The 26,830-nt window shown below is 41.8% G+C and carries 20 protein-coding genes; 10 read left to right on the top strand and 10 right to left on the bottom strand.

Features of this window, described 5'->3' with window-relative positions; genetic code table 11:
- Positions 1–100 precede the first annotated feature (100 nt).
- A complete protein-coding gene (locus J5X94_RS08910) occupies positions 101–2,932 on the top strand; it encodes a response regulator (protein WP_210541004.1) in 2,832 nt (943 codons plus the stop codon).
- 93 nt (positions 2,933–3,025) lie between these two features.
- Here J5X94_RS08910 and J5X94_RS08905 read toward each other — a convergent pair whose 3' ends face one another.
- The 8 genes from J5X94_RS08905 to rpmH form a co-directional block, all read right to left on the bottom strand.
- The gene (locus J5X94_RS08905) at positions 3,026–3,700 is read right to left on the bottom strand and encodes a riboflavin synthase (RefSeq protein ID WP_210541003.1); all 675 of its coding nucleotides are present in this window, start codon (positions 3,698–3,700) and stop codon (positions 3,026–3,028) included.
- 443 nt (positions 3,701–4,143) lie between these two features.
- Positions 4,144–5,214 carry a bifunctional diaminohydroxyphosphoribosylaminopyrimidine deaminase/5-amino-6-(5-phosphoribosylamino)uracil reductase RibD gene (ribD, locus tag J5X94_RS08900; protein ID WP_210541002.1) on the bottom strand — a complete coding sequence of 357 codons (1,071 nt, stop codon included), beginning with the start codon at positions 5,212–5,214 and terminating at the stop codon, positions 4,144–4,146.
- 38 nt (positions 5,215–5,252) lie between these two features.
- Positions 5,253–5,729: a transcriptional regulator NrdR gene (gene nrdR, locus J5X94_RS08895; RefSeq protein ID WP_010197173.1), complete on the bottom strand. Its 477-nt coding sequence runs from the start codon at positions 5,727–5,729 to the stop codon at positions 5,253–5,255.
- 66 nt (positions 5,730–5,795) lie between these two features.
- Entirely contained in the window at positions 5,796–7,184 is a 1,389-nt protein-coding gene (mnmE, locus tag J5X94_RS08890; protein WP_210541053.1) for a tRNA uridine-5-carboxymethylaminomethyl(34) synthesis GTPase MnmE, read from the bottom strand.
- A gap of 262 nt (positions 7,185–7,446) precedes the next feature.
- Positions 7,447–9,144: a membrane protein insertase YidC gene (gene yidC, locus J5X94_RS08885; RefSeq protein ID WP_189583885.1), complete on the bottom strand. Its 1,698-nt coding sequence runs from the start codon at positions 9,142–9,144 to the stop codon at positions 7,447–7,449.
- 219 nt (positions 9,145–9,363) lie between these two features.
- Positions 9,364–9,738, bottom strand: coding sequence for a membrane protein insertion efficiency factor YidD (yidD, locus tag J5X94_RS08880; RefSeq protein WP_210541001.1), 375 nt, complete (start codon positions 9,736–9,738; stop codon positions 9,364–9,366).
- A gap of 1 nt (position 9,739) precedes the next feature.
- A complete protein-coding gene (rnpA, locus tag J5X94_RS08875; protein ID WP_210541000.1) occupies positions 9,740–10,111 on the bottom strand; it encodes a ribonuclease P protein component in 372 nt (123 codons plus the stop codon).
- 186 nt (positions 10,112–10,297) lie between these two features.
- The gene (rpmH, locus tag J5X94_RS08870) at positions 10,298–10,432 is read right to left on the bottom strand and encodes a 50S ribosomal protein L34 (RefSeq protein ID WP_007394757.1); all 135 of its coding nucleotides are present in this window, start codon (positions 10,430–10,432) and stop codon (positions 10,298–10,300) included.
- A 578-nt stretch (positions 10,433–11,010) separates the two neighbouring features.
- Here rpmH and dnaA point away from each other — a divergent pair.
- From dnaA to J5X94_RS08845, 5 genes are all read left to right on the top strand, one after another.
- Positions 11,011–12,456, top strand: coding sequence for a chromosomal replication initiator protein DnaA (gene dnaA / locus J5X94_RS08865; protein WP_210540999.1), 1,446 nt, complete (start codon positions 11,011–11,013; stop codon positions 12,454–12,456).
- A 205-nt stretch (positions 12,457–12,661) separates the two neighbouring features.
- Positions 12,662–13,837, top strand: coding sequence for a DNA polymerase III subunit beta (gene dnaN, locus J5X94_RS08860; protein ID WP_210540998.1), 1,176 nt, complete (start codon positions 12,662–12,664; stop codon positions 13,835–13,837).
- A 196-nt stretch (positions 13,838–14,033) separates the two neighbouring features.
- Positions 14,034–15,248, top strand: a complete 1,215-nt coding sequence (recF, locus tag J5X94_RS08855; protein WP_210540997.1) for a DNA replication/repair protein RecF — start codon at positions 14,034–14,036, stop codon at positions 15,246–15,248.
- Positions 15,249–15,748: 500 nt separating this feature from the next.
- The gene (gyrB, locus tag J5X94_RS08850) at positions 15,749–18,394 is read left to right on the top strand and encodes a DNA topoisomerase (ATP-hydrolyzing) subunit B (RefSeq protein WP_228293212.1); all 2,646 of its coding nucleotides are present in this window, start codon (positions 15,749–15,751) and stop codon (positions 18,392–18,394) included.
- A gap of 264 nt (positions 18,395–18,658) precedes the next feature.
- Positions 18,659–19,288: a manganese efflux pump MntP family protein gene (locus tag J5X94_RS08845; protein WP_210540996.1), complete on the top strand. Its 630-nt coding sequence runs from the start codon at positions 18,659–18,661 to the stop codon at positions 19,286–19,288.
- A gap of 245 nt (positions 19,289–19,533) precedes the next feature.
- On the opposite strand, the gene rlmF is transcribed toward J5X94_RS08845, so the two are convergent.
- Together rlmF and J5X94_RS08835 are read right to left on the bottom strand one after the other, a co-directional pair.
- Positions 19,534–20,571, bottom strand: a complete 1,038-nt coding sequence (gene rlmF, locus J5X94_RS08840; RefSeq protein WP_210540995.1) for a 23S rRNA (adenine(1618)-N(6))-methyltransferase RlmF — start codon at positions 20,569–20,571, stop codon at positions 19,534–19,536.
- A 65-nt stretch (positions 20,572–20,636) separates the two neighbouring features.
- Positions 20,637–21,335, bottom strand: coding sequence for a LysE family translocator (locus tag J5X94_RS08835; RefSeq protein ID WP_210540994.1), 699 nt, complete (start codon positions 21,333–21,335; stop codon positions 20,637–20,639).
- Between the two features lie 215 nt (positions 21,336–21,550).
- Here J5X94_RS08835 and J5X94_RS08830 point away from each other — a divergent pair, with 215 nt between their 5' ends.
- From J5X94_RS08830 to J5X94_RS08815, 4 genes are all read left to right on the top strand, one after another.
- Positions 21,551–22,354 (top strand): crotonase/enoyl-CoA hydratase family protein, encoded by an 804-nt coding sequence (locus tag J5X94_RS08830; protein WP_210540993.1) that lies wholly within the window; start codon positions 21,551–21,553, stop codon positions 22,352–22,354.
- A 115-nt stretch (positions 22,355–22,469) separates the two neighbouring features.
- Positions 22,470–23,516: a DNA cytosine methyltransferase gene (locus J5X94_RS08825; RefSeq protein WP_228293211.1), complete on the top strand. Its 1,047-nt coding sequence runs from the start codon at positions 22,470–22,472 to the stop codon at positions 23,514–23,516.
- Positions 23,513–24,904: an McrB family protein gene (locus tag J5X94_RS08820; protein ID WP_210540992.1), complete on the top strand. Its 1,392-nt coding sequence runs from the start codon at positions 23,513–23,515 to the stop codon at positions 24,902–24,904. Before J5X94_RS08825 ends, J5X94_RS08820 begins: the two co-directional genes overlap by 4 nt.
- Complete coding sequence (locus tag J5X94_RS08815) at positions 24,888–26,570, top strand: hypothetical protein (protein WP_210540991.1); 1,683 nt, start codon at positions 24,888–24,890, stop codon at positions 26,568–26,570. The genes J5X94_RS08820 and J5X94_RS08815 overlap by 17 nt, the downstream gene beginning before the upstream one ends.
- Positions 26,571–26,830: the final 260 nt, after the last annotated feature.

Raw genomic sequence — 26,830 nt, 5'->3', positions numbered from 1 at the left:
CAACATAGAACAGACCCATAACAAGTGTCGCGCATTTATCAGATTGGTGACAGACGCATCATAATTGTATTTTATCGTTCCGATATAGGGTCAGGCTTTCATGCAACAGTTTCAGTCTTTACAGCGTTTGCTGCTCTTTTATACATTGACACTGCTGGCCATGTTGTCACTGTATTACTTCGCGCAGTTTGATGACTTAAACACGCATAATCATCAGCAGAGTATAGACACGTTTGAATCATTGCAGCATGCCGTTACTAAACACGCAGAACCTCTAAACTCTGACTTTCAAGAAATATTGACCGAGCCTTCTTTTGCAGGTGTTAGTTATCAGATTATTTCTATGATGCCATCTGGGCAGACTCATATTCATCGCTATGTCCGTCCTAATGAGCGTGCATTTGCCACCGTCACCTTCCCTAATGTCCTGACTTCACTGCCTTCTGATAGCAATAATTATAGTGCCTATAAGCTCAACTCTAGTAATTTAACAGGGACCATAGAGCTTGAGAGTGGTCACAAACTCTATATCATATTACGCCACAAACCACTTGAGATAGACTGGATATCCTATCGCTATTGGCTACCGCTAATGACGGCGATTATGTTCTTCATCATGGCGTTACTCTATACATTAAATCGCCAAAGTAACTGGCAACAGCTGATAGCTTATACCGATAATTTAAGTAGCAAGGCAAAAGACGCTTATCTGCCGCCACCCTTTATTAACAAAAATTCTACGGCTGAGTTTTTGCGCCTAGGTCATGCGCTCAGTCGTATCAGTTACCAACTCCATAGTAACCACCGACGTATACAAACGCTGCAACATCGTCTTGAGCGTTTGGTTGAGCAAGCACCGCTGCCGATGGTCATGATCATGCGTCACGGTCAGATCAGCTTTTTTAATCAACGTTTTGAGCAGGTATTTGCCACCCCATTTCAAAGCGATACCAACTATCAGTTGACGGATTTTGTCTCGGCTGACGATGAGCCCACCCAGCTACTATTACAAAAACTCTCTAACTTGTATGTCACCCGTACTCTAAACGTTCACGGTCTAGAGAATCAACAAGCCTATCAATTGCACATTACCCCTTGGTTTGGTGAGCACGGACAAGTGCATGGCTTTACGGTGCTGCTTAATAATGTCAATGAAATCATCCATCAGAACGCGCATCTACAACAACAAAACCAACAGCTGCAAGGAAAAATCGACGAATTTAATGGGCTCAAACCCGCTATATATCATGAGTTGCATAGACCACTAGAGACTATAATCGACACTCTTGAAGCCATGAATCCCGAGACTTTTTCTGTACAGCAGAATGCGGTGTTACAGACGCTAATGAGGTCGAGCGACTCTATGTTAACGAAGCTCAATGACATGCTGGGTGTAGGAGAGTTCGACGTCAAGAAAACCCGTCTTAGGATTGAGTCTGTCGACATCTACAAACTGGGACAACATGTCAATGACTTAGTCACAGATGATACTCGGCGACAAGGGCTCGAGCTGCATTACTTTTTTGCCCCTAGCTGCCCGCGTTATATTAATACGGATCACAAACGCTTGTGCCAAATTTTACTAAATTTATTAGACAGTACCATCACATCCACTCTTGCAGGCTCTGTTTCTCTGACGATTGAAGCAATTACCGACAACCCTTTACCATCAGCCACCAAGAGTGAGCCACTGGCTATCCGCGAAGACAGCACAACAAAAAATCCGCATAACTGGGTGAAGTTTGGCCTACAAAGTACTGGGACAATTAACCCATCGCAGCAGCAAACGCAGCATTTTACTTATATCAATCAAGCAAACAACCCAGCCAACTATCCTGTACAGCAGCCTTCTATTGAAGCAATTTTAGAACTCAATACGGCGAACAGTTTTGCACAATTATTGGGCGGCTTTATTGAGTCAAATAGCACCGCCGATGAAGGTATCAGCATTGATCTATACCTGCCTTGTCATCGTCCAAACTATCAGCCAGTCTATCGTTTTCATGAACAATTGACTCATATTCATCTGGTTGCAGTGATGAATCAAACGCTGGGTGCGGAACATTTGCAACGTTTGTGCGACTATCTATCCATACCAGCCACTATTCATACCTCGATCAATAGTGCGACCATTAGGCAGTTAACGAAACAGCTCTCCGAGAATGCGCAAACACTGGCACCCATTCTGCTACTAGATTATGAATATTATGAGAGCAACACTATCGTATTTCCTAAGCCAGCAGAAGGTGACGATAAAACAATCAGTCATAACCGGCGTAAGGCCTTAAGCCAGTTACTGGCCACTATCTCTATGCCTAAAATACTGCTGAGCATGAAGCCTGAGCGCCGTATCTCCTCTGTACTGTTAGATCAATGTGATGGTTTTTTGGCCAAACCTTTAGACAGTGCTTTATTGTTATCTGAGCTGCTGCGCTTAACCCTTCCAGTCAGACAGACATTCGCACCAATCCAAAAAGTGAATAAAGAAAATGGCGCACTGGTAACAGAGACAGATAACGTGATCACAGATAACGTGATCACAGATACTATCAACGATGCGATCGCAGCGCCGCTTATTTTAGTGGTAGAAGACAGTCCGACCAATCAAAAAATAGCTTGTAAGATATTAACCAAGCTTGGCTATCGTACGGTGGTCGCAGAAGATGGTAAGCAGGCGTTGAGTCAATTGCAAGCGCAGCATAAAGAGATTGCGCTTATTTTGATGGACTGCCGAATGCCGGTTATGGACGGCTTACAAGCGACTCAGGCCATTCGCGCGCAAGGAAATGACATTCCTATTGTGGCGTTGACGGCAAACAATTCGACAGAGGATCGTGACGCTTGCTTTGCCGTAGGGATGGATGAATTTTTGACCAAGCCTATCAATAAAAATAAGCTGCAAACAGTGTTACAGAGCCTTATTAAAAATTAAGGCGTGCCCTCATTTTTATCATTATCAAAATGAGGGCACGCCTTAGTCAATATAAAGGATATGCTGAAAAACCCTACTTACTATTTTTACTTATTATCTCATAAAGCCATTATCAGCCAAGAAAGTCTCAGTGATATTACTTGGTGTACTTTGCGCTGTCTTACTGTCAGTTTGTGACTTGTTTAACAGCCGCTCCAAATAGCGCGCGACGATATCCACTTCAACATTAACCTTATCACCTACCAGCCAATGCTGAGCAATATTGGTAACTTGTGCGGTGTGCGGAATGATATTTAACGAGACGATATTATCGCGTACCAAGTTCGTGGTGAGGCTAATGCCATCAAGGGTAATAGAACCTTTGGTCGCTGTATAATGCGCTAGCTCTTGCGGTATCTCGATCTCAATATAGATAGAACGCGCGTCTTTTTGCAACTTATGCACGACACCAACACCATCCACATGACCTGCTACAATGTGGCCGCCAAAACGTGTGGTTGGCAACATCGCCTTCTCTAAATTGACGATATGACCCGGCTTTAAATCTTCCAACGCTGTATGAGCAATTGTTTCACGTGAGACATCAACCGAGTAATGATTGCTGCCAAAATCCACAACCGTCAAACAAATACCATTAGAAGCAATAGAGTCACCCAGTTTCACATCACTGAAGTCTAAACCATCAGACTCTATCGTCAAGCGTATATCACCACCCGTAGGCTGCATGGATTTAACCTTTCCGACACTTTCTATAATTCCGGTAAACATATCAACCTCATCTCATTATTATATTGTCGTCATAGACAACGTATTAGCATTTATCAATATTGATGGCAACGTTTGCTTGCCTTAACTTTTAAGTGAAACGCACAGCTTTTAAGTGAAACACACCTATTTTAAGCGTAATAGGGGATAAGTTGTGGATAAGTCATAGTAAATCAACCCTTATGTTATTAAAAACCTGTATTTCCACCAAGTTATCCACAGAAAATCAGAGTCGGCATAAAAACCTAAAAACTTTCATAATAAACCATAAATCATTGATTTTTATACGTATATATTAATATTATTCACAAAAACGGACTCTTCCGTTTCATGTGAAACAAAGTTATACACAGTTCCATGTGAAACCATTAATAGATTTACTGATTTATCCACATTCCGCACACATCTAACGCACATTGTGAACAAGCCAGTGAGAGACAACCGAGTTATAAAGGCAGTAAGGTCAGTTTTAGATCAGCGCCAATTTGTTCATAACTATCGATATCAAAACGCAGCTGCTGCGCCAACGATAGTGGATTAAAGTCAACCATTGGGCGAGCCTGTGCTCCTAATAAACAAGGCGCTTGATAAACAATAAGCTCGTCGACCAGCTGCTGGGCTAGAAAGCTACCTGCCACGCTCGCACCAGCTTCAACCAATACTTCATAACACTGATGCTCGCTGACTAAATTCCTTAGTAATGCCACTAAGTTATCTTCATGCCAATATAGTGTTTCAGGATGGCGGCATAACTGATAATCAGACTGTAAGCTGTGCTCTAAGCGCTGACGCCTATCGAGTACGACAACTTTGGGAGCGGGAACTTGCTCAGATAGTACGCCCAATTGAGTTGAGCGTACATTTAATTGAGGGTTATCAGCGATAACAGTTTCGCTACCCGTGATAATCGCCCCACTACGGGCACGTAGCTTTTGTACATCCTCGCGGGCAGCGGCACCTGTAATCCACTTCGACTCCCCTGTCGCCATCGCGGTACGACCATCAAGGCTGGTGGCAATCTTAAGGCGAACATAAGGCATCTGAGTGCGCATTGCTTTCAAAAATCCACGATTTAAGGCCTCTGCTTGCTGCGTTAATACACCAATAGTGACGTCAATCCCCGCCTCTTCTAGTAAACGTACACCGCGTCCAGCGACTTGTGGATTGGGATCTAGACCTGCAATCACCACTCGCTCAACGTCCGCAGCGATCAGTGCAAGCGCACAAGGTGGCGTACGTCCTGTATGACTACACGGCTCTAAGGTTACATAAGCAGTTGCCCCTACTGCTCGCGTACCTGCTTCTTTCAGGGCAAACACCTCGGCATGAGGCTCACCTGCTTTTGGATGAAAGCCTTGACCGACAATAGACTCTGCTTGAACAATGACGCATCCTACCGCTGGATTGGGCCTCGTAGTATAGAGACCTCGCTTACCCTGCTCGATAGCAAGCATCATAAAATACTGGTCTTGAGCATTTTGTTCATGGTTTGAAAGTTGATGGTTTGAGAGCGTCATAAAGAGGTCACACTTAATAAGAAAGTAGCTAATAAAGACTACTTAACGTTATCGTCAGTTTTTTCGGTGGGGCGGATGTTAGCGATTTCTTGATGAAAAGCATCAATGTCTTGAAAGTCACGGTAAACACTAGCAAAGCGTACATAAGCGACATCATCAAGCGTTTTAAGCTCGCTCATGATAATCTCGCCCAAGACCTTGCTGCTAATCTCACGCTCACCCATTTGCCGTACGCGCTTCTCTATCCGGCTAATCATTGCCTCTTGCTCATCAATCGTGATGGGACGCTTTTGTAGCGGCAATAGTATAGAGCGGCGCAGCTTTTCGTTATCATAAGGCTCAATTTTACCGCTTGATTTGATAATTCTTGGCATCACTACTTCTACCATCTCAAACGTGGTAAAACGCTCTTGGCAACTATTACAGGAACGGCGGCGACGGACTTGCGCACCTTCTGCCGCCAGCCGTGAATCAATTACCTTGGTCTCTGACGCATTACAATACGGGCAATGCATACTACTTTCCTTGTCTTAATATTAAAGGCGGCAACATCGACGATTTAATCGCGCAGCTTAAAAAAGCTACTTGCCAATACAAAAGCTGCCAAAAATTTTACCCAGTAGATCATCGGCACTGAACTCACCAGTAATCTCAGCCAAGCTTTGCTGAGCTTGACGTAAGCTTTCAGCCACCAGCTCACCTGCCTGAAAGACGGTTAATTGTTCGTGTGCTTCTGCCAAATAGTCTGCTGTGCGTCTGAGTGCATCTAAATGCCGCGTACGGGCAATGAGACTGTTTTCGGGCGGATGGAAACCCACTTTAGCACACAACGCTTCGACCAATGTATCGATACCAGCGCCTGTTTCACATGAAACATTGACTTGCTCATAACCACGATTCTTTATTTCAATCTGTGAAGCGGACATGGCACCCTCGTCACTCAAACCGTTTAGTAAGTCGCTTTTATTGGCAATAATCAATAATCGCTTAGCCTCTGGTAGCTTGCCAAATAACTGCTCAGCCAGCTGTAATGGCGTACTTTCTTCTTCAAGGTCGCGGGTCACATCATAGACCATCATCAGCATATCAGCTTGCGTAATAGCGGTACGCGCGCGCTCAATGCCAATACGCTCTACGGTGTCTTCCGTCTCACGTAGGCCAGCTGTATCGGTTAGGTGCAGCGTCAAGCCATTCAGTACCACGGTCTCTTGTAGCGTATCGCGTGTCGTACCTGCGACATCAGTGACGATAGCGCGCTCTTGTCCTGCTAGACGGTTCAGCAAGCTCGATTTACCAGCATTTGGTCTGCCTGCCAATACCACGTGAATACCATCACGCAATAGCTGACCTTGTTTTGCGGTCGACAGTACCTGCTGTATCTTATGTTGCGTCTGCTCAAGATTGGCTTGTATAACCCCATCAGATAAAAAATCAACATCTTCTTCATCGGGGAAATCAATGGCGGCTTCAACATGTAAACGCAGATGAATAAGCTGCTCAAGCAATTCATTAATTTTTTGTGAAAACTCACCACTTAGCGAGCGTATAGCACTACTGGCAGCGGCAGCACTGGTCGCATCAATCGCATCAGCGATAGCCTCTGCCTGTACCAAATCCAGCTTATCGTTGTCAAAAGCGCGGTAAGAAAACTCCCCTGCACTGGCTTGTTTTGCGCCCAATTCAAACACCCGTGCTAGCAGCTGATTTTGCAAAATCATGCCACCATGCCCTTGCAGCTCAATCACATCTTCGCCAGTAAATGAGTGCGGCCCCTTAAAGTACAACACTAAGCCTTCATCAATGGTCGTGCCATCCTCTTGATAAAAACGGCAAAAGCTGGCCATACGCGGGACAAAAACAGACTTACCAGTGAGCTGACAGGCAATGTCATAAGCACGCGCACCTGACAGACGAATAACCCCAACGCCACCGCGCCCAAGCGGTGTGGCGATTGCGGCAATGGTGGCCAATCCAGATGACTTATGATTTTTAGAGGAATCAGGCTTTTCAGATGAACCAAGTGCTAACGTCACTTCGACAGAATTCACGCTTACTCTCAATAGATAAAAACCCCATTATAGACGGCTAAAAGCATGCTGACAAAGCAATCTTTACATAGCGGTATTTTGCGCTTTTTAGTGCGTACCAATATAAGCAAATACTAGGTTTGACGTATAAAAAAACCACCGCTTATGCGATGGTTTTTTTATTATAGAGCTAACTACTTGTCGATTAGTCGAGCACTTTAACCGTACGGCGCTTTTGCTCTTCGTCAACTTTCTTATTAACGATATATTGCTGAGTCATACTAAACAAGTTGTTCACTGTCCAGTATAAAACCAGACCCGCTGGGAAGAACAGCATGAATGCAGTAAAGATAATCGGTAAGAATTTCATTACCTTTGCTTGCATTGGGTCAGCGGGCTGCGGATTTAGCTGTTGCTGTACAAACATCGATGCGCCCATTAGCAATGGCAAAATAAACCATGGATCCATCGCTGATAAATCTTGAATCCATAGGATCCACGGGGCATGACGCAACTCAACACTTTCAACCAGTACCCAATATAGTGCTAAGAAAATCGGCATTTGCATCAAGATAGGTAGACAACCCGCCATCGGATTGACTTTCTCTTCTTTATAGATCGCCATCATTTCTTGCGACATCTTCATGCGATCATCGCCATGCTCTTCTTTGAGCACTTTAAGTCGCGGTGCAATGGCACGCATCTTCGCCATTGAGTAGTAGCTCTTGTTTGAGAACCACATGAGAGCAATTTTAACTAAGATAGTCAGTACAATAATTGACCAACCCCAGTTGCCGATTACCTTATGAATGCCGTCCAAGATAGCAAACAAGATCTTCGATATTGGCCATAACAGACCATAATCGACCGTTTTGTTCAAGCCAACTGCCACGTCTTTAAGCTCAGACTGTACTTTCGGCCCAGCATATAACGTTGCATTTAGTGTGACTTGCTTGTTCGGTGCAACATTAACTGGCTGACTGTTAAAGCCGATAAAGTATTCATCAGCGGTTTCACGACTGAAGAACTTACCGGTGAAATTTTCAGGCGTCCATGCAGAGACAAAATAATGCTGCACGATGCCGACCCAGCCTTTATCACTGGTTGTCGTTAACTCACCATCACTAAAGTTACCGAACTTCAGCTTATTATAAGGATCATCAGGTGTGCCCCAAGCGCCGCCCAAATACGTCGCCATGCTTAGCGCGCCTTTATCAGACATCCCAGGATCTTTACTATCATCACGTTTTAACTGCGCAAACATCTGTCCTTGCCACGCTGCGGCAGAGGCATTTTGAATTTGATAACTGATATCAATAGGATATTTGTCTTGCGTAAAGGTAAAGGTCTTGGTAATCGTCACGCCATCTTTTTTATAAGTAAGCGGTACAGACAACGTTTGTTGCCCTTTTTCCATTACATAGTTATTAGCAGTATGGCTATAATTGGCACGACCTTCTGCAGTATCAATACCGTCTTGACCAATCAGACCAGACTGAGCCACATAAACGCGATTGCTATTATTTTCTAATAGTACAAAAGGCGTCTCGCTATCGAGCGTCGCGTCATACTGCTTGAGAGCAGCATAAACGATATCACCGCCTTCTGGATTGATTTTTATATCATAGCGATCGGTAGTGACTGTAATCAAACCAGCATCTTTCGCCGGAGTAGCCGTCACAGTGCCGTTAACAGCAGTCGCGTTATCCACAGGTAGTGTCTGTACCGGAATATCACCTGCTGCGCCAGTCGTAGATGGAATGTCAGCACCTACTGACGTTGCAGCTTCTGGTACCGTGTCTACAGCTGGTGCATCGGCATAATCATCTCGCCATGCCAAAATCAGCAGATAAGCGGTGATTAGCATCGCAATGATGATCATCACCCGAAATATCTTTTGCATAAACCTTTCCTAGATTAAAAAATTAGGGAATGAAAAATTAGGGCATGTGTCATGAACACAAAGCACCGTTATCTATTATCGCCATGACAACAGTATTGGCAGTCATTTACATAAAATGTGCATCATTTTACTAAAAATCCACCTCGAATGATACCAAGAGTGTGGATAACTTGTGGGTAACTCTGAAGACCTAACAAAACAGCCAGTCGAGCACCTATTTTAGGTGGTCTTCAGCAAATAGTTTAAGCGGCTCACATAACTCTTATCGTCTCGACACACCCCAAAACCAGAGTTTTTGGCGTTGCCCAACTTAGTAGAGGGCAAATACTGGTAATTATAAGCCGCTAAGGGCAGAGGCACAAAATCAATACCATGGCCACCTAATGGGTGACAGCGCCCAATGCGTTTTAACAATAGCCAACTGCCTCTTCGCACTCCATGCCACGCTAAAGCTTGTTTGCCATAATTAGAACAGGTTGGATAATAGCGACAACGGGCAGGGATGATTGGACTTATGATTTTCTGATAAATGACAATAGTGTAATAAAAAAAACAATATAACAAAAATTTTATTTTTTTATGAATTAAATTCATTTTATTTTTTTTCTATTTTTTTAAAAATATTAATTATTTCATTTTTTAATTCTTTGTTATCTAATCCTTTAATTGATTTTTTGACAATAAAAACAATGTCTTTATTTTCTAACATTGAGGACTTTACACGAAACTGCTCACGTATTTGACGTTTTATTAAATTTCGAGCGACCGCAGTAGGTACTTTACGCTTGGTAATCGCCATACCGACTCGCGGCTGCTCATGCGTATTGGTGCGTACAAAAGCCATGAGATGGCTTTGGTGTAGCTTACGCTCAGGGGCGTCAAATACTTCACGGAAAGCCGCAGGCGTTAGCAGGCGTTGCGCTTTGGTGAAGCGGGCAGTCGATGTAGCTGGGACAGTAGTGGACATAGTACAACCTAGTATAAGAGCTGGTGACAATATCAGAAATAACCATAAAATATAGAGACAAAAAAAGCGCCTATTTGGGCGCTTTTGATATACGGCTACGTGTCAGTTGTGATGATTGACTATCGCAATCTATAAACAATAGAAACACAACAAGCACTATTAGCCATGCTTATCGTTATCTAGTAATTATACAGTAAGACGATGACGTCCTTTAGCGCGGCGACGAGCTAAGACCTGACGGCCTTTTTTAGTTGCCATACGAGCACGGAAACCGTGAGTACGTTTACGCTTGATCACGCTTGGTTGGAATGTACGTTTCATAACTCACCTATCAAAATAATGGACTAAATTCGTAATAACGGAGGATTATACCATTGCATTGTATTTTGGTCAATAAACTAATTTTTTGTTATCAACGTGATGATTAAATTCTTTCAACTGACTGCAGAATTCCATTAATTTATTAGTTACTGACTGGCTGATCTCAGTTTTAATTTCATAAAGTTATCCACAGAAATCGTCGTGCTCTATAATAATTAATGATTAATATATATAAGTATTGTTGTTATTGGGAGCATGATTATCTGGGGTTAAGTCTTATTTATCCTTTATTATCAAGATACTAGGCTATGGGTAAACCTGTGGATAACCTGTGGGTGAAATATGGATAACTTGGGTTATTGACTTATCCACAAAACTATCCACAGTCTTATCCACAAAAAACAGGATGTTATCCACAGGGTATTTGTGTTAGATTAGCCCCCTGCTTGATATATGATTTTGGCGTATTCTCTAATGGTTTCTTTGAGATAGTACTCAGCGACAATATCGGATGCTGGTCGACCAATTATGCCGTTTAGGCACCTTTATTATTTCGGATTATGGGGTTATTGTTTTTCATGATAGATACAGCAACTATTTGGGATAAATGTCTAAACGACCTACGTTATAACGTCAAAGATAATGTATTTACTATGTGGTTAAGACCTTTATCAGCTCATCAAGAAGCACAAACGCTGATCATTCTTGCGCCTAACGATTATTTTGTGACGTATATCAAAAAAAACCATCTGCAAGATATCCAGCAACTGGTGGCTAAGCACAGTCAAGGTGTTATCGAAGAAGTGATCGTGCGGGTCGACAATGCGGGTCGAGAGTCAGACGAAAATAATCAGTCACAATCAGGTTCGCTATTTGAAGAGGACAAACCCTCCCCTACCCCTGCCGAACACAAATTTGAATCTATACATCAGAATAATGCGCGTGCAGATATCGATGCCAACATGCGTCACGCTGCCTTAGTAGACTCTGCTGATGCCAAATCTTTGAGCTATCTAAACCCTGACTTTACCTTTGAGACTTTTGTTACTGGTAAGTCTAATAATCTGGCGTATAAAGCTTGTTATGAGCTTAGTAAACGCCAGTCAAAAAACCGTCATAATCCTTTATTTATATATGGCCCTTCAGGATTGGGAAAAACGCATTTAATGCATTCAGTAGCACATCGCTATTTAAAAAATAATCAAAGTTTTTATTATTTCACTTCTGAAAAATTTATTAATCAATTGGTTTATTCATTAAGAAATAATAAAATAGAAGATTTTAAAAAGAAAATAAAAAAAGTAGATTTATTGATTGTAGATGATATTCATGTCTTAGCAGGAAAGACTAAAAGTAGTAATGAGTTTTTAACGTTATTTGCAGATTTTACCAGTGGTGACAAGCAACTGATTTTGGCATCAGATCGTCATCCCTCACAAATGACGGAGTTTGATGAACGTTTTAGATCGCGTTTTTCTTGGGGTTTGACGGTGGCTGTTGATCCGCCTGAGATTGATACACGAGTACAAATATTGCAGAAAAAAGCGGCATCACATGGCATGACACTGCCTAAGGAATGCGCATTATTCATCGCTCAAAATGTGGTTTCAAATGTTCGCCGTTTAGAAGGTGCTCTAAATCAAGTATTTGCCAATGCTAATTTGACAGGCGCACAGATTACTCTCGAAATGGTGCAATATGCGTTGAAAGATATCGTCGCAATGCGTGTCCAAGCCGTGAATATGGATAATATTCGTAAAGTGGTCGCTGAGTACTATGATGTGACTATCAAAGATATGATGGGGCGTAAGCGCACGCGTAGTATTGCTAGACCACGCCAAATAGCCATGGCATTATCACGTGAATTGACCAGCGATAGCTTTCCAGAGATTGGACAGTCTTTTGGCGGCCGGGATCATACGACGGTGATGCATGCTTGTGATAAAGTTAATGAGCTGCGCGCCGCCGATCCTGCGTTCGATAAGGATTACAAGACACTCGCGCTGATGTTACAAGCAGGTTAAAGGCGTATGCAGTCGTTAAATTTAGGGTGTGGCTGCACTATTTTTAGGCTGTGGTTACACTATATTTTAGTCGGCTGATATGGTTTATAATATTGCGAGTGTCAACAGACAGATACCTTATGGATTATCGTCAGTAGACAAGGTATTATTGAGTCATTATTTTACATTTATATAAAAAGAATCATTCAAATAAGAGTAACCAAGCATGCAATTATCGATTAATCGAGAGTCGTTACTAAAAGCTATTAACCTGATCGCCAAAGCCGCTGACAAACGCCACAATATGGTTATCTTGGGTAATATCAAGCTACAGTTGTCTGAGTCAGCGCTTATTTTGACCGCTTCTGATTTAGAGGTAGAGCTGACATCGACGTTGAAATTGCCTGCTGGTGCTTGCGTGGAAGCAGGTACATCCACCTTACCTGCGACCAAGCTGAGAGATATCTGCAAATCTTTACCAGCACAAGCACAAGTTAGTCTTGCCACCCAAGAAAACGAGCGCTGCTTGCTGACCAGTGGTAAGAGCCGTTTTACCTTGGGTACATTGCCTAGCGAAGATTATCCAAGCTTGGGCAATCCTGAAAATATCACACCGTTGACCATCAGCCGTAGCCGTCTTACTGATTTGATTCATAAAACCCAGTTTGCCATGGCGATTCAAGATGTCCGTTATTATTTAACTGGTATGCTGTTTGATGTTTCACAGCAGCAGCTAACCACCGTTGCGACTGACGGACATAGACTGGCATTGGCGCGTAGTGTCATTGATGTGAGTGCAGATCTGAACATGCAAGCCATCCTGCCGCGTAAAGCGGTGATTGAGCTTGAGCGTTTGGCCTCTGAGCTTGGTAAAATGCTAGGTGATCAAGATAACGCAGTAACGCTAAGTTTCGGTCGCGAGTTTTTGCAAGTAAGCTTGCCATTCGGTGAGGTGGATAGTGCAGGGCAGGTGAGTGATAATCTAATGGTTACCTTTACCGCGCGTCTGATCGACGGTAAGTTCCCTGACTATCGCCGTGTCATGCCAAGCAATACCGATAAATTGGCTTTGTTTAATCAAGAAAAAATGACGGATGTGCTACGCCGTGTCGCGATTTTGAGTAACGAAAAATCACGTGGCGTGGTGTTTAATTTTGCCAGCGACGGTATGGTAGAAGTACGCGCTAATAACGCTGAGCAAGATGAAGCAGTTGAGATGATACAAGCTAAGTATCAAGGAGAGCCGATGGAGCTGTCCTTTAATGCCGCCTATCTGCAAGATGTGCTAGGTGTCATCCAAGGTGACCTACAAATGCATATGAGCCAATCTAACGCCTCAGTGCTAGTGAATCAGCTGAATGATGAATTTCATCAATATGTCATTATGCCAATGCGTATATAGTACTTTTAGTTTTGTAGAAAGCTGTACAGTTAGACCGTGGCACTTATCGAGTTAGACGGTGTCGCTATCTTTATAGCGTTGTTTTAAAGACCGTTTTTACATTCAAAACTAACATCTGCAACCTCGAAAAATCTTTAATTAATTAAACTTTTGCCTGCTAAAATGTAGGTGGCGAAAATAGGCGGCTGTCGACATTATGATTGAACGTCTACAAATCTCACACCTACGTAACCTCAGCCAAGTTAATCTACCTGCCACTGCTTGCAACGTCATTATCGGCGCGAATGGTAGTGGCAAAACCTCGCTATTAGAAGCGATATTCTTATTATCAAGAGGTAAAAGCTTTCGTCATCACCAGCCCAAACGCTATATTCAGCATCATAAAGACAACGCGACGGTACATGCTAAGCTCAGTGACAGCAGTGCTTTAGCGATTCAAAAGCAAGCCGATGCGACGACGATACTACGCCTCAATCAAACCACGGTCTACAATCAAAGCATCTTAACCGAACAGCTCCCCACACTATTGATAGATCCTTCTACGATGGACATGTTAGAGCAGGGCAGTGCCAGTCGTCGACAGCTATTGGATTGGTTGGTGTTTCACATGAAACAAGGATTTCATCCGCAGTGGGTGGCTTATCAACGCCTGTTAAAACAGCGCAATAGTTTGCTAAAAAAATCGCGTCATTTGACCCAAGTTCAACTCGCTGAGCTAAAAGCATGGGACAAAGGTCTGAGCAATCATGCCGCACTTATCCATCACTATCGAGAACGAATATTTAGCGAATGGCAGCCTTATTTTGCTCAAAGCATTGCTCAGTTATTGCCTACTTATGCGGAGCAATTAAGCTTGAGCTATAGCGCCGGTTACGACACCAATGTTGCGCTCGATGTGCAGCTTAATGAACGCTTAGAGCAGGATTTGCAGCTGGGCTATACCCGCATCGGTAACCACCGTGCTGATATTCATGTCCATTGGCGCTCTAGCGAGCCGCTAGCCATGCATGAAGGGCAGGAAGCTAAAAGCACGACAGTAGAAGGTGATGTGCACACGAAATTACCCGTTTTAAAAGAGCAGGCCGCTAATGTGTTGTCGCGTGGTGAAAAGAAACTATTGATTACCGCATTGCGCTTATCACAGTTGCCGCTGCTACTTAATACTGAAAAAGGTACTGATACCTCTAATAATGATTTTAAATCACGAGTGACACCCGTGGTACTGTTAGATGATATCACCGCAGAGCTGGATGATAGGGCGATTGAGATTTTATTGTCAACGCTAGCACAGCTGCCCTGTCAGGTATTTATGACCAGTTTGACCGAGGATATCGTGCCGCTAGTCAACAAATTATGGTCAGAACCTAATTTGTTTCATGTGAAACAAGGTCAAATCTCATCTGCCCAATAGCAATTATTTTTGACATTATTGCCTCCTTGCTTTGTCGTCAACTCTGCATTTGACCTATAAACTCCACCCTTACTCCAGCATAATTTTCACTATCCTAAAATACTTGACGAATAGTGATAAAACTGCCAGTAAACAGTGACTTAGAAGGGAAAAAATGCTAAAATGGGGCTTTATTTTTGTCCTATTCTCAGCAAGTTATCTTATGGCGTGATATAGAGTTTTTTTATTATCTATAAAATTCTAAGTGGCTGATAAACATGCGTTTTATTTATTTTACTTGGCTTCAATAATGTTCAAAAAAACAGAAGCTAGTATTAAAAAACTGAGCGCTAATTTTATGTCTTTAAAGACACGCCACAAAGTTGTAGCTAACGCTATTTAGCTACTAATACGCATGAAAGACTTTGACCATAAAACGTTAAGTCTAAGATAACATCGTGAGGCGTCACCGTAATGGTGCGCCCGTGATGGGCTGATGATGGCTAGATTAAGGAATGCACATGAGTGATTCATTACCTACCGATTACGAGCAATTGACAGCCGATACGACAGTTTCAGATGCTATGGTGTCAGATACTGTCGTTGACACGATTGTCCCTGCTGCCGTTCCTGAGAGTTTACCTTCTGATTATAGCTCCAAAGATATCCGTGTCTTACGCGGTTTAGAAGCCGTGCGCGTGCGTCCTGGGATGTATATCGGTGATACCGATGACGGCACTGGCTTGCATCATATGGTCTTTGAGGTAGTGGATAACTCTATCGATGAAGCATTGGCCGGTCATTGTGATCAGATCGATATCGTCATTCACGAAGACGAGTCGGTCAGCGTCATGGATAATGGTCGCGGTGTCCCTGTCGACATCCATCCAGAAGAGGGTGTGTCAGCGGCGCAGGTTATTATGACTGTCCTGCATGCAGGCGGTAAGTTCGATGATAATAGCTATAAAGTCTCAGGCGGTCTGCATGGTGTCGGCGTTTCGGTCGTTAACGCCCTATCTAAAAAGCTGGAAATGAATATCTGGCGTGAAGGCTATCACTACCATCAGACGTATACCGATGGTGTGCCTGATGCTGACATTCAGCAAATGGAAGCGACGGATAAAACCGGTACTCAAATCCGCTTTTACCCTAGTAACGACGTATTTACTGGCACTATCTTCGAATATGATATTTTAGCCAAGCGTTTGCGTGAGCTGTCGTTTTTGAACTCAGGTGTACGCATCGTCTTGACCGATGAGCGCATCGATAAGCGTCATGAGTTTGAGCATAAAGGTGGATTGTCAGAGTTTGTGAGCTATATTAATGCGGGCAAAGATGGCGTCAACGAAGTCTTTCATTTTGATAGTGAGCAAGATGACGGCATCAGTGTCGAAGTGGCCTTGCAATGGACTGATACTTATAACGAAAAAGTATTGTGCTTTACCAACAACATCCCGCAGCGCGATGGTGGTACGCATTTATCAGGCTTTCGTTCGGCATTGACCCGTTGTCTAAACAGCTATATGGATCGTGAAAACTTATTTAAAAAAGAGAAAGTGACCGCGACGGGCGACGATGCGCGTGAAGGTTTGACCGCAATTGTCTCGGTTAAAGTGCCTGATCCGAAATTCTCTAGTCAAACCAAAGATAAGCTGGTCTCAAGTGAAGTAAAGTCTGCTGTTGAATCGGCAATGCATGATAAGTTCAACGACTTTTTGTTAGAAAATCCAACGGCTAGTAAAGCCATTGCAAATAAAATCATTGATGCGGCACGCGCTCGTGACGCAGCTCGTAAAGCGCGTGAAATGACGCGTCGTAAGACTACTTTGGATATCGCCGGTTTGCCTGGTAAGTTGGCCGATTGCCAAGAAAAAGATCCAGCGCTTTCAGAACTTTATATCGTGGAGGGTGACTCTGCAGGTGGTTCAGCGAAGCAAGGTCGTAGCCGTAAGACTCAAGCGATTTTGCCACTAAAAGGTAAAATTCTAAACGTTGAGCGTGCGCGTTTTGACAAGATGCTGTCGTCTGCGGAAGTGGGTAATCTAATTACCGCGCTTGGCTGTGGTATCGGCCCTGATGAATATAATCCTGATAAAGTACGCTATCATAAAATCATCATCATGACCGACGCCGACGTTGATGGGTCACACATTCGTACCTTGCTGTTGACCTTCTTCTTCCGTCAAACGCCAGAGCTGATCGAGCGTGGCTATATTTATATCGCTCAGCCACCACTATATAAAGTGAAAAAAGGTCGTCAAGAGCTGTATCTAAAAGATGATGAAGCGCTTAAAGCGTATCTACTGTCATCGACAATTGACAATACCAAGCTACATATTAGTGAGGATGCACCTGCAATTACTGGGCAAGCGTTAGAGACGCTATTGAATGATTATAACCAAACGCAGCTGATTAAAGCCCGTTTGCAAATTCGTTTTCCAGCGGTGATTTTGGATGCTTTAACGCATACGCCGAAGCTTAGCACCGACATGACTTACGATAAGTCTGCTATGCAAGGGTGGCAAGAGACTATGCAAACTCAGCTTGAGCACTTCGGTAGTGATCTGAGCCCTGAGATTGAATTGATTAATATTCATGCGCCGCAACCAAAAAATATGGATGCAGCCGCTGCAGATTTATTGGGTATGAAACCTGCCGTAGCAGCTGAAGATGGCGACACTTCTGACGGTGAAGCGTTATCGGCTAAAGCACAATGGTTACCTCGCATCACGGTTTATGTGCATCAATTGGCCCATCATTATCTGCTAGATGCAAGCTTTATCAATTCAGGCGAATATACCAAGTTGCTACGCTTATCGGCGGAATGGAACACTTTGCTTGAGGATAGCGCATTTATCCGCCGTGAGAATACTACGGGGGCTAGCAAAGATATCCCAGTCCGTGACTTTGATTATCTCTGGCAGCAGATGATGCTTGATGCGCGTCGTGGTCTAGCCATCCAGCGCTACAAAGGGCTAGGGGAGATGAACGCCGATCAGCTGTGGGATACGACGATGGACCCTGAAAACCGTCGTATGCTACGTGTTACTATTGAAGATGCCATCGCCGCGGATCATATGTTTACCTGCCTAATGGGCGATCATGTTGAGCCACGTCGTATCTTTATCGAAGAGAATGCGTTAACAGTCTCTAACCTAGATATTTAAATAGCATAATATTGTGACTCGCTAAAAAACCACCGCTTTGGTAATCAATGCGGTGGTTTTTTAATGTTAAGGTTGTTTCACGTGAAACTTAATCAAAAATAATATCCTGCTGATATAAAATTTTCTCGCTTGCTGTGCGCTGCGCACTCTAGAGGCTTCGAAAAATTTATTTCAGCAGCATTGTAGTCTTTTTAAATTGAAACGACTATAAACCTTCATTAAACTGTCTCAGTTATAAATTATTAGCATAAGTGAAAAAATAAAATGATTGAAGTCGTGCTACTTGCTGTTGCTCTAGCCATGGATGCATTTGCCGTCGCGATTGGGCTGGGTGCTAAGTCGCAAAAACAGAGCAAGCAATATTTGCTGCGTTTAGCTGTCTATGCGGGCTTATATTTTGGTATTGCGCAGGGTATTATGCCGCTTATTGGCTATTTGTTAGGTGCGGCTTTACTAGGTTGGCTGGCTGCTGCTGCACCTTGGATCGGTGGCATTATACTGATCGGTCTCGGTGGCAAAATGCTGTATGAGGTGTTTGCTGGCGATGGGGAGGATGCGGTAGACAGCGCGCTTCATCTAAAAGCCCATGATATTGATATGGCTGGTGACGAAGTGGCAGTCATTCATACTGGAAACAACCATATCAATCATCGCACTATGCTTACGCTCGCAATTGCTACTAGTATTGATGCCATGGCGGCAGGGTTTACGCTTAACTTATTGGCGTTGAATGCTTGGTTGGCTTGTTTAATTATCGCTGTAGTCACTGCTGTATTTGGGCTGTTCGGTGTTTATTTAGGCTGGCGCTCTGGCACATGGTTAGAGGATAAAGCCGAAGCATTAGGTGGTTTGGTGCTTATTTTAATTGGTGTAAAAATCATGTTTTTTGGCTAAATAACTATAGTGAGTGAAAAGTAATATCGATACATGACGCACTGCTGATATCAATTTTTCTTGCTTGCTGTGCCTGCGCAGACAGAGGCTACAAAAAATTGATATCAGCAATACCGACGCGTTTTTAGAATATTTTGACTATATTTCATTTCAACCCATTTTCTCAATAAAAAGCACCGCTCTGGGTTCTAGAGCGGTGCTTTTTATGTTTCACGTGAAACTTTAAAAATTAAAAACGGTTGTTGCTACTCTTCGTCAGTGTTAAAACGCCATGCCAATATACGGGTATTTTTCTGCCCTTGGCTCATCTCAATAATGCGCATCTGTGTGACATCGAGCTGCTTTAACAATAGTTGTAAAGGCTTAACATTTTCAGATTTTGAGACCAAGCTAGTAAACCAGCCAACATGCTCAGCAAAGTCTTGGCTCTCTTTTATCATTTTGGTTAAAAAGGTAATCTCGCCGCCTTCACTCCATAGCTCTTTATGCTGACCGCCGAAGTTTAGATTTTGTGCGGCATTGCCAGATTTCGTTGAGCTACGGCTTACTTGCTCGCTTTCGTTCTTACCACGATGTCTTTGCAAATTATGCTGCTTGCGAGTATTGGATTCCATCGCTTCTTCTAATGAAGCGTGGAACGGAGGGTTACAAACGACCACATCGAAGTAATCTTGACGACCGATGATGCCTGCAAAAAACTTTTTGGGGTTGGGTTGTAGTTTAACTTTCACCGCGCCTTTTAGCTTCGGATTGGCATCACAAATCAATGCTGCGGTATTGACCGAAATAGGGTCGATATCGCTCGCGGTAAAGCGCCAACCATAGCTTTGACTACCGATAATCGGATAAATGGCGCTGGCACCCGTACCGATATCTAAAGCGTGGATTTCTTTGCCCGTTGGCGGGAGGTTGTCGTTATTTGCATGACTGGTTTGCGCAAGTAAGTCGGCAACATAGTGAATGTAATCTGCGCGTCCCGGAATCGGTGGACATAGGTAACCTTCGGGAATGTCCCAAAACTTGACACCATAGTAATGGGCCAATAGCGCCTGATTAAGCACTCTTACCGCTTGATGATCAGAGAAGTTAATCGTTGGCTCGCCATTAGGATTGGTAATGGTATGCTTGGCAAGCTCTGGCAAGGCACGGGTCAATACCGCAAAGTCATAGCGACCTTGGTGCGGATTGCGCGGATGTAGCTGACCGAGTTTTTTAGCAGTCTCAGGCGATCTGTTTCTGTGATTGTTGGCGGTCGGGCGACGGTTCATAGGCTTACTGGTCATAGTATCGGGCTTTGATGTTTGAATATAATGCACCATTTTAGCAGATTTCGTAGGTAACGAAGGTCTTATCGGCTACGTAAGATAAGATTTAATCCCAATACAATCATCGCTGTACCCAAGACGCGGTCTATCCAATGCTCAAAGCATTGAAAGCGGCGATGAATCGCAGGGATAGAAAGTAACATCACCACCGTGCTAAACCATGCCATCTGCAAGACCATCATCCATACGCCATAGATTGCTAACTGCCAAAGCGGTATGTCAGGTGACAGTACTAAGGTAAATATGGCGACAAAATACACCGGCGCTTTTGGGTTAAATACATTGCAAAAAAAGCCGCGACGTAGAATGGCGAAAGTTGAGTCGCTATTAATAGAAGGTTTTTTGGTAGAAAGCAGCTGTGCTTGCTCGGTAGACTTAGTGTTTGAAGTATCAATGCCTACATTTTCTGAATCTGCTAAATCTAATGGTTTTTTTGGTTTGGCTTGAATACCTTGCCATCCGAGATAAATCAGATAGCTACCACCCAACCATTTAATAGCAGTCAATAGCGGCTGTGAATGGGCAATCACTGTTGCCAGTCCCAGCACCGAATAGATAATGTGTATTGCTAAACCAAAAGTGATACCAAGGCTACAAATCAAACCTGTGCGTCGACCTTTTGCCAATGTCTGCTGTGATACCAAGACAAAATCAGGCCCTGGAGAGGCAGCAGCGAGTAGATGGACGCTAGTGATCAGCAAAAAACCGTGCCAAAATTCCATAAAATACTCTGAGTCATGTCTTAGTTTGAATAATAGTTGCACTTATCGCAAATCAGGTCAACTAATATTGATGTCAGCTATTCATCAACGCGAAAACGGTGCTTGCGTTGCAGAGGGTGTATGTCTATATTAAAAGTAAGTCGAATAAATCTTTAGCAATATTGATTTGGCATAGGGTGAACCCTGCAAACTAGCATTCTAAAAAGGATAAGACCATGACTATGGAAAATAATAACTGCACAGACAATCGCATTACCCAAGAAACAGACGACCATATTTGCCTGATCGGGCTAAATCGAGCCGACAAACGCAACGCCTTTGACAGTCATATGATAGCGCAGTTATCTGAAGCGCTCACTCGCTATGAGGAAGATGACAATTTACGCTGTGCCTTAATATTTGCTCATGGAGATCATTTTACCGCAGGTCTGGATTTGGTAGAGCTGCAAGACAAGCTAAATGACGGTGTGTTTGAGTTTGACGATAACCAAATCGACCCGTGGGGCATCAGTGGAAAATTGCGCACCAAGCCAGTAGTAGTAGCAGTAAAAGGCACTTGCTTTACTGTGGCTATCGAGCTGATGCTCAATAGTGATGTGGTCATCGCTAGTGATAACTGCAACTTTGCACAAATGGAAGTCCAGCGCGGTATCATGCCATTTGGTGGTGCAACAGTACGGTTTGTAGCAGCAGCTGGCTGGCAAAAAGCCATGCCGTATCTACTCACGGGTAAGGCGTTCGATGCGCAAACGGCTGACAGGCTGAATTTGGTCAGCGAAGTGGTGGCTAATGGGACTGAGTACGATCGGGCATTGACGTTGGCAGAAGAAATTTGTAAAGCCGCGCCTTTAGGTGTGAGAGGTGCTTTATCATCCGCGCAAGATGCCAGTCGCAATGGCGCAGCAACGGCATTGGCCAATATTCATAGCTATCTGCCGCCGCTCTTTCATTCAGAAGATGCAAAAGAAGGCGTGATAGCGATGGTTGAGAGACGTGAGGCTGAGTTTGTGGGGAAGTAGGAATTTACGACGTTTAATGTCGTATATCAAAGTATTCAACTTGCCATCTAATTTTGTATCATTCACAATGCTCTACTATCGTAATTTTTAAATTCCATAAGGTTTAGACTAGTCCATGAGCATGGTTCAAGAAGATATTTTTGAAGAGCAAGTACCGTTTCCAGCGCCTATAAATCCTGATTTTACATTTATTGACTTATTCGCAGGAATAGGTGGGTTTAGACTTGCTTTGCAAGATTTAGGGGGAAAGTGTGTTTTTACTTCAGAGTGGAATAAGTTCTCTCAAGTTACTTATGAAGTAAATTATGGTGATAAACCTCTTGGAGATATTACGTTAGAAGAAACTAAACAAGATATACCTTCTTCATTTGATGTTTTATGTGCTGGCTTTCCTTGTCAGCCATTCTCTCAAGCAGGTTTGAAAAAAGGTTTTGAAGATACAAGAGGCACTCTATTTTTTGACGTGGTGCAAATACTACAAGAAAGGAAGAAAGCTGGTAATCCAGTGAAAATAGTTTTTCTTGAAAATGTTAAAGGACTAAGAAACCATGACAAAGGTAGAACACTTTCCATTATAACTCGCACTTTAAATGAGCTTGGTTATGAAGTGAAAAATGAAGTGCTCAATTCTAAATATTTTGGTGTACCTCAAAATAGAGAACGAATTTTCATCGTTGCATGGCTGAAAGATTCTAATAAAGAGTTTTCTTTTCCTTACGGGCTAACACCTAAAGATGAACTAATTTTTGATAAAGAAACTCTTCAAACTAATGCTAAAAAAGTGAGTCTCGGCGATATATTAGAAGAGAATGTGCCTGAAAAATACACAATATCTGATAAGTTATATGCAGGTCATTTAAGAAGAAAAGAAGAGCATAAAAGAAAAGGCAATGGTTTTGGCTTTAGTTTGTTTGATGCAAGCTCGCCTTACACAAGCACGATATCAGCACGTTACTACAAAGATGGTAGTGAAATAATGATAGATCAAAAAGGAAAAAATCCTAGAAAGGTCACACCTAGAGAAGCTTGTCGCTTACAAGGATACGATGACAACTTTGTTATTCCAGTGTCTGATACACAGGCTTACCAGCAATTTGGTAATAGTGTGTCAGTGCCCGTGATTAGATCTGTGTTTTCAGAGATTAAGAGGCAGTTATTATGATTAAGGAGTTAGAACATTATTTAAAAGATATTTCAGAACATGAGAAATTTAAAACGGAGATCAATACTCGATGGGGTTATTTGAGGTTTAGTAATACAAGCGATAAGTATTTTGCAATAGGTATAGATGCAGTTTTACAGACTTTAAAAGATATTAATCAGAATCTGAGTTTATTCCAAGGTAATGAAATGTATGTTGAAAAGACTTGGAGAGATTTAGGTAGTGAATTCTATACTGACAGTACAGCTAATGCTATGGCTACTGTACAGACTAAGCCACTATTTTGTACGCTTAGTAAAATAATTAGCTGGGCTAATAACTTTACTATTGAGGATTATGAACACAAAAAAATATTTTTAGATTTACAAGAGCTTGATATTACAATTGCAAAACTTGAAGATTTATTAATTGAATATCCTGAGCCAGATGCTGATATAAGGATATATTTCCCTAATAAAGAACCTAATACTATTTACTATGGTGCACCTGGTACTGGTAAGTCACACACTATCAAAGAAAAGCTTGAAGCTGTACCTAATGGAAATAAAGAGACAGTTACCTTCCATCCTGACTATGATTACGTATCATTTGTCGGTGGCTATAGACCTACCAGTGATGAGAATGATGAAAACAACATCAAGTATAGGTTTGTTCCTCAAGTTTTTACAAACATGTATGTTAGAGCATGGAAAAATCCTCAAGAGCAATTTTATTTAGTTATAGAAGAGATCAACCGTGGTAATTGTGCTGAAATATTTGGTGATATCTTCCAATTACTAGATCAAAATCAAAATTATACGGTTACGCCATCTAATGAGTTAAAAGCTCATCTAGTTAGCGAACTTTCAGATAGTCATGAAGGGATTGTTGATGGCCTAAGAATGCCTAATAATCTGTCAATTTTGGCAACCATGAATACCTCAGATCAATCGTTATTTCCAATGGATAGTGCTTTCAAGCGTCGTTGGGACTGGGAATATATACCTATAAATTATGAAGTTAGTGAAGATAACCCATCGTCGAAATTCAAGGTTTTTGTTAATGATCAAGAATATTTCTATTGGTTAGACTTTATCAGAAAAGTTAACTCTGAGATTAAGACTAATCCTAATTTGGGTATGGATAAATGCATAGGTAATTACTTTATCAAGCCCCAAACAGATAGCATTACCCTGAAAATATTCATAAATAAAGCAATGTTCTACTTGTGGAATGATGTGTTCAAAGATGAGTTTGGAAGTGAGTCAATATTCGCAGAAGATGTGACTTATGAAGACTTTTTTCCTATTGAGACGAACGGTAAGTCTCAAATTGAAAGTATATTAGTAAGTTTAGATATTGAAGTTCATACAGTAATGGATACAGCTTCAAATGAAGATACTAATTGAAGGCGAAGCCTACCCACTGCTGCTTTTAGCAGAAATACTAGAAGACGCTAGCTTTTACACGCAAGATAACTTTAAGGGCACAATAACCACAGTAGGTTATTACTATTCGTCTAAAAAGAAATCTTTAGTTTATATGTTGCCTAAAGTTTTTATGCGTGAAAATGGAAACACAGTATTTGATATAGATGTACTAGAGTTAGTAAATATAGACTCAAATGATACTTTTAAGCACGATGATAAGTATCAATGGGTACGTCAACTATTGGTTTATTTCTATAACAGTCTTAAGGAGTTTAAACGCAGACACAGTGAAAGTATTTTACTTCATAAAAGCGATCAGACTCTACTAAACTCAAATATTACTGAGCAAGAATACACTTATTTAGACTTGTTACTTACTTTCGTAAATTTTTATAAAAAAAACAAAAACCCAATCCTATATAGGCATATTCAATCAATTTCCAAGACAGCTAAGCGAACTAACTGGCCTAAAACTATTCGTAAACAACTGCCTCTGATAAATAGTGCAGGACAACCTGTATATCATCAGTTTTTAAATAAAAACAAAACAGTAAATAGACAAGAAGAGCTTTTAATATATTTCTTCTCTATCTTGGAGTATTTTAACCAAGAACATGGCTTAAATATAGCTATTGATAAAAGTTATAGTCTTATAAAGGGCAAAGCTTTTGAAACACTCAAAAGTAATGGGTTGAGCAAGTTAAAAAAAATAAAATATCGTTACTTCTCTGACGTCTATAAAAAAATGTACCGCTTATGCGAATTATACTTTACTAAAAATGATTTAGGTTCAAGATCAAATATCAATCAAGAATTTATAACGATCGATAATTATAATATAGTGTTTGAAGACATGGTAGATAAGCTGTTTTCCAATCCTACAACAGACAATATTTCTGTAGAGAATAGAGAAGGGCTTTCACTCAAGAAATTGAAAAACCATCCAGATGGAAAAATCATAGATCATATATATTCTGATAAATCATTGATTGATAACTCTAATATTTTTTATATTGGTGATTCTAAATATTACAAATCTGTGAATAGTGCTGGGCAAATTTCAAAATTTAAGCAGTTCACCTATGCTAAAAATGTCATTCAATTTCACATTGATGTTTTAAACCAAAAATCGAAGCTACCTGATGGATTAAGATATAGAGATGATATTACAGAAGGTTATAATATAAGTCCTAACTTCTTTATTTATGGGTATATTGATAATTACCGTATATTTGAAGAGCCCCTGTTAAAGGTGAAAGGCAACAAACCTACTAAATCAGCACACTTTCCTGAGCGTCTGTTTGATAGAGATACCTTGTTTATTCATGAATACAAATTAAATTTTTTATATATCCTTAAGTCATATACTTCAAGCAATGAGTCGTCTATACAAGAGTTTAGAAATAAAACCAAAAAGCACTTCCGAGAAAAATTTGTACAGTTTTTTAACTCTCCTAGTGATTCTGGCTTTTTTGTTGTTAAAGATGAGTTTGAAGATCAATCGAAGCTTAAGAGCTACGTTGATGCTAACTTTAAAAACTTAAACGGTAGATGTATAAGCGTTGGCAATACATTATTAACTGCTAAACCATTTAAACTTCCTATAACAGAAGATGATAGAAGTAAGCAGTATCTTTTTGAATAAACCTTTTTTATTTTATCGGTAAACTTAGCTATATAGAGGTTTTTTAGCCGTGACTGACGCGGTATCCTGTGCGACTAAGCGAGTTGTGGGCACTCGACTGAGGGTAGTATCGAGAATACAGGAATGCCATCAGCCGTTAGTGCCCGCCTCGCTTAGGGGTGCAGATACAAGCAAAAGGCGCGATCAGCTCCAACCCTTTATTAGGATTATGACTACCTTCGATTTTTAGATGATTCTCAACCTGTTCGGCGAGTTACGCC

This window comes from Psychrobacter sp. K31L (genome assembly GCF_017942195.1).
Classification (GTDB): Bacteria; Pseudomonadota; Gammaproteobacteria; order Pseudomonadales; family Moraxellaceae; genus Psychrobacter; species Psychrobacter glaciei.
The sequence above is the reverse complement of the archived record's forward strand: the minus strand, read 5'-3'. Positions and strand labels throughout refer to the sequence as shown.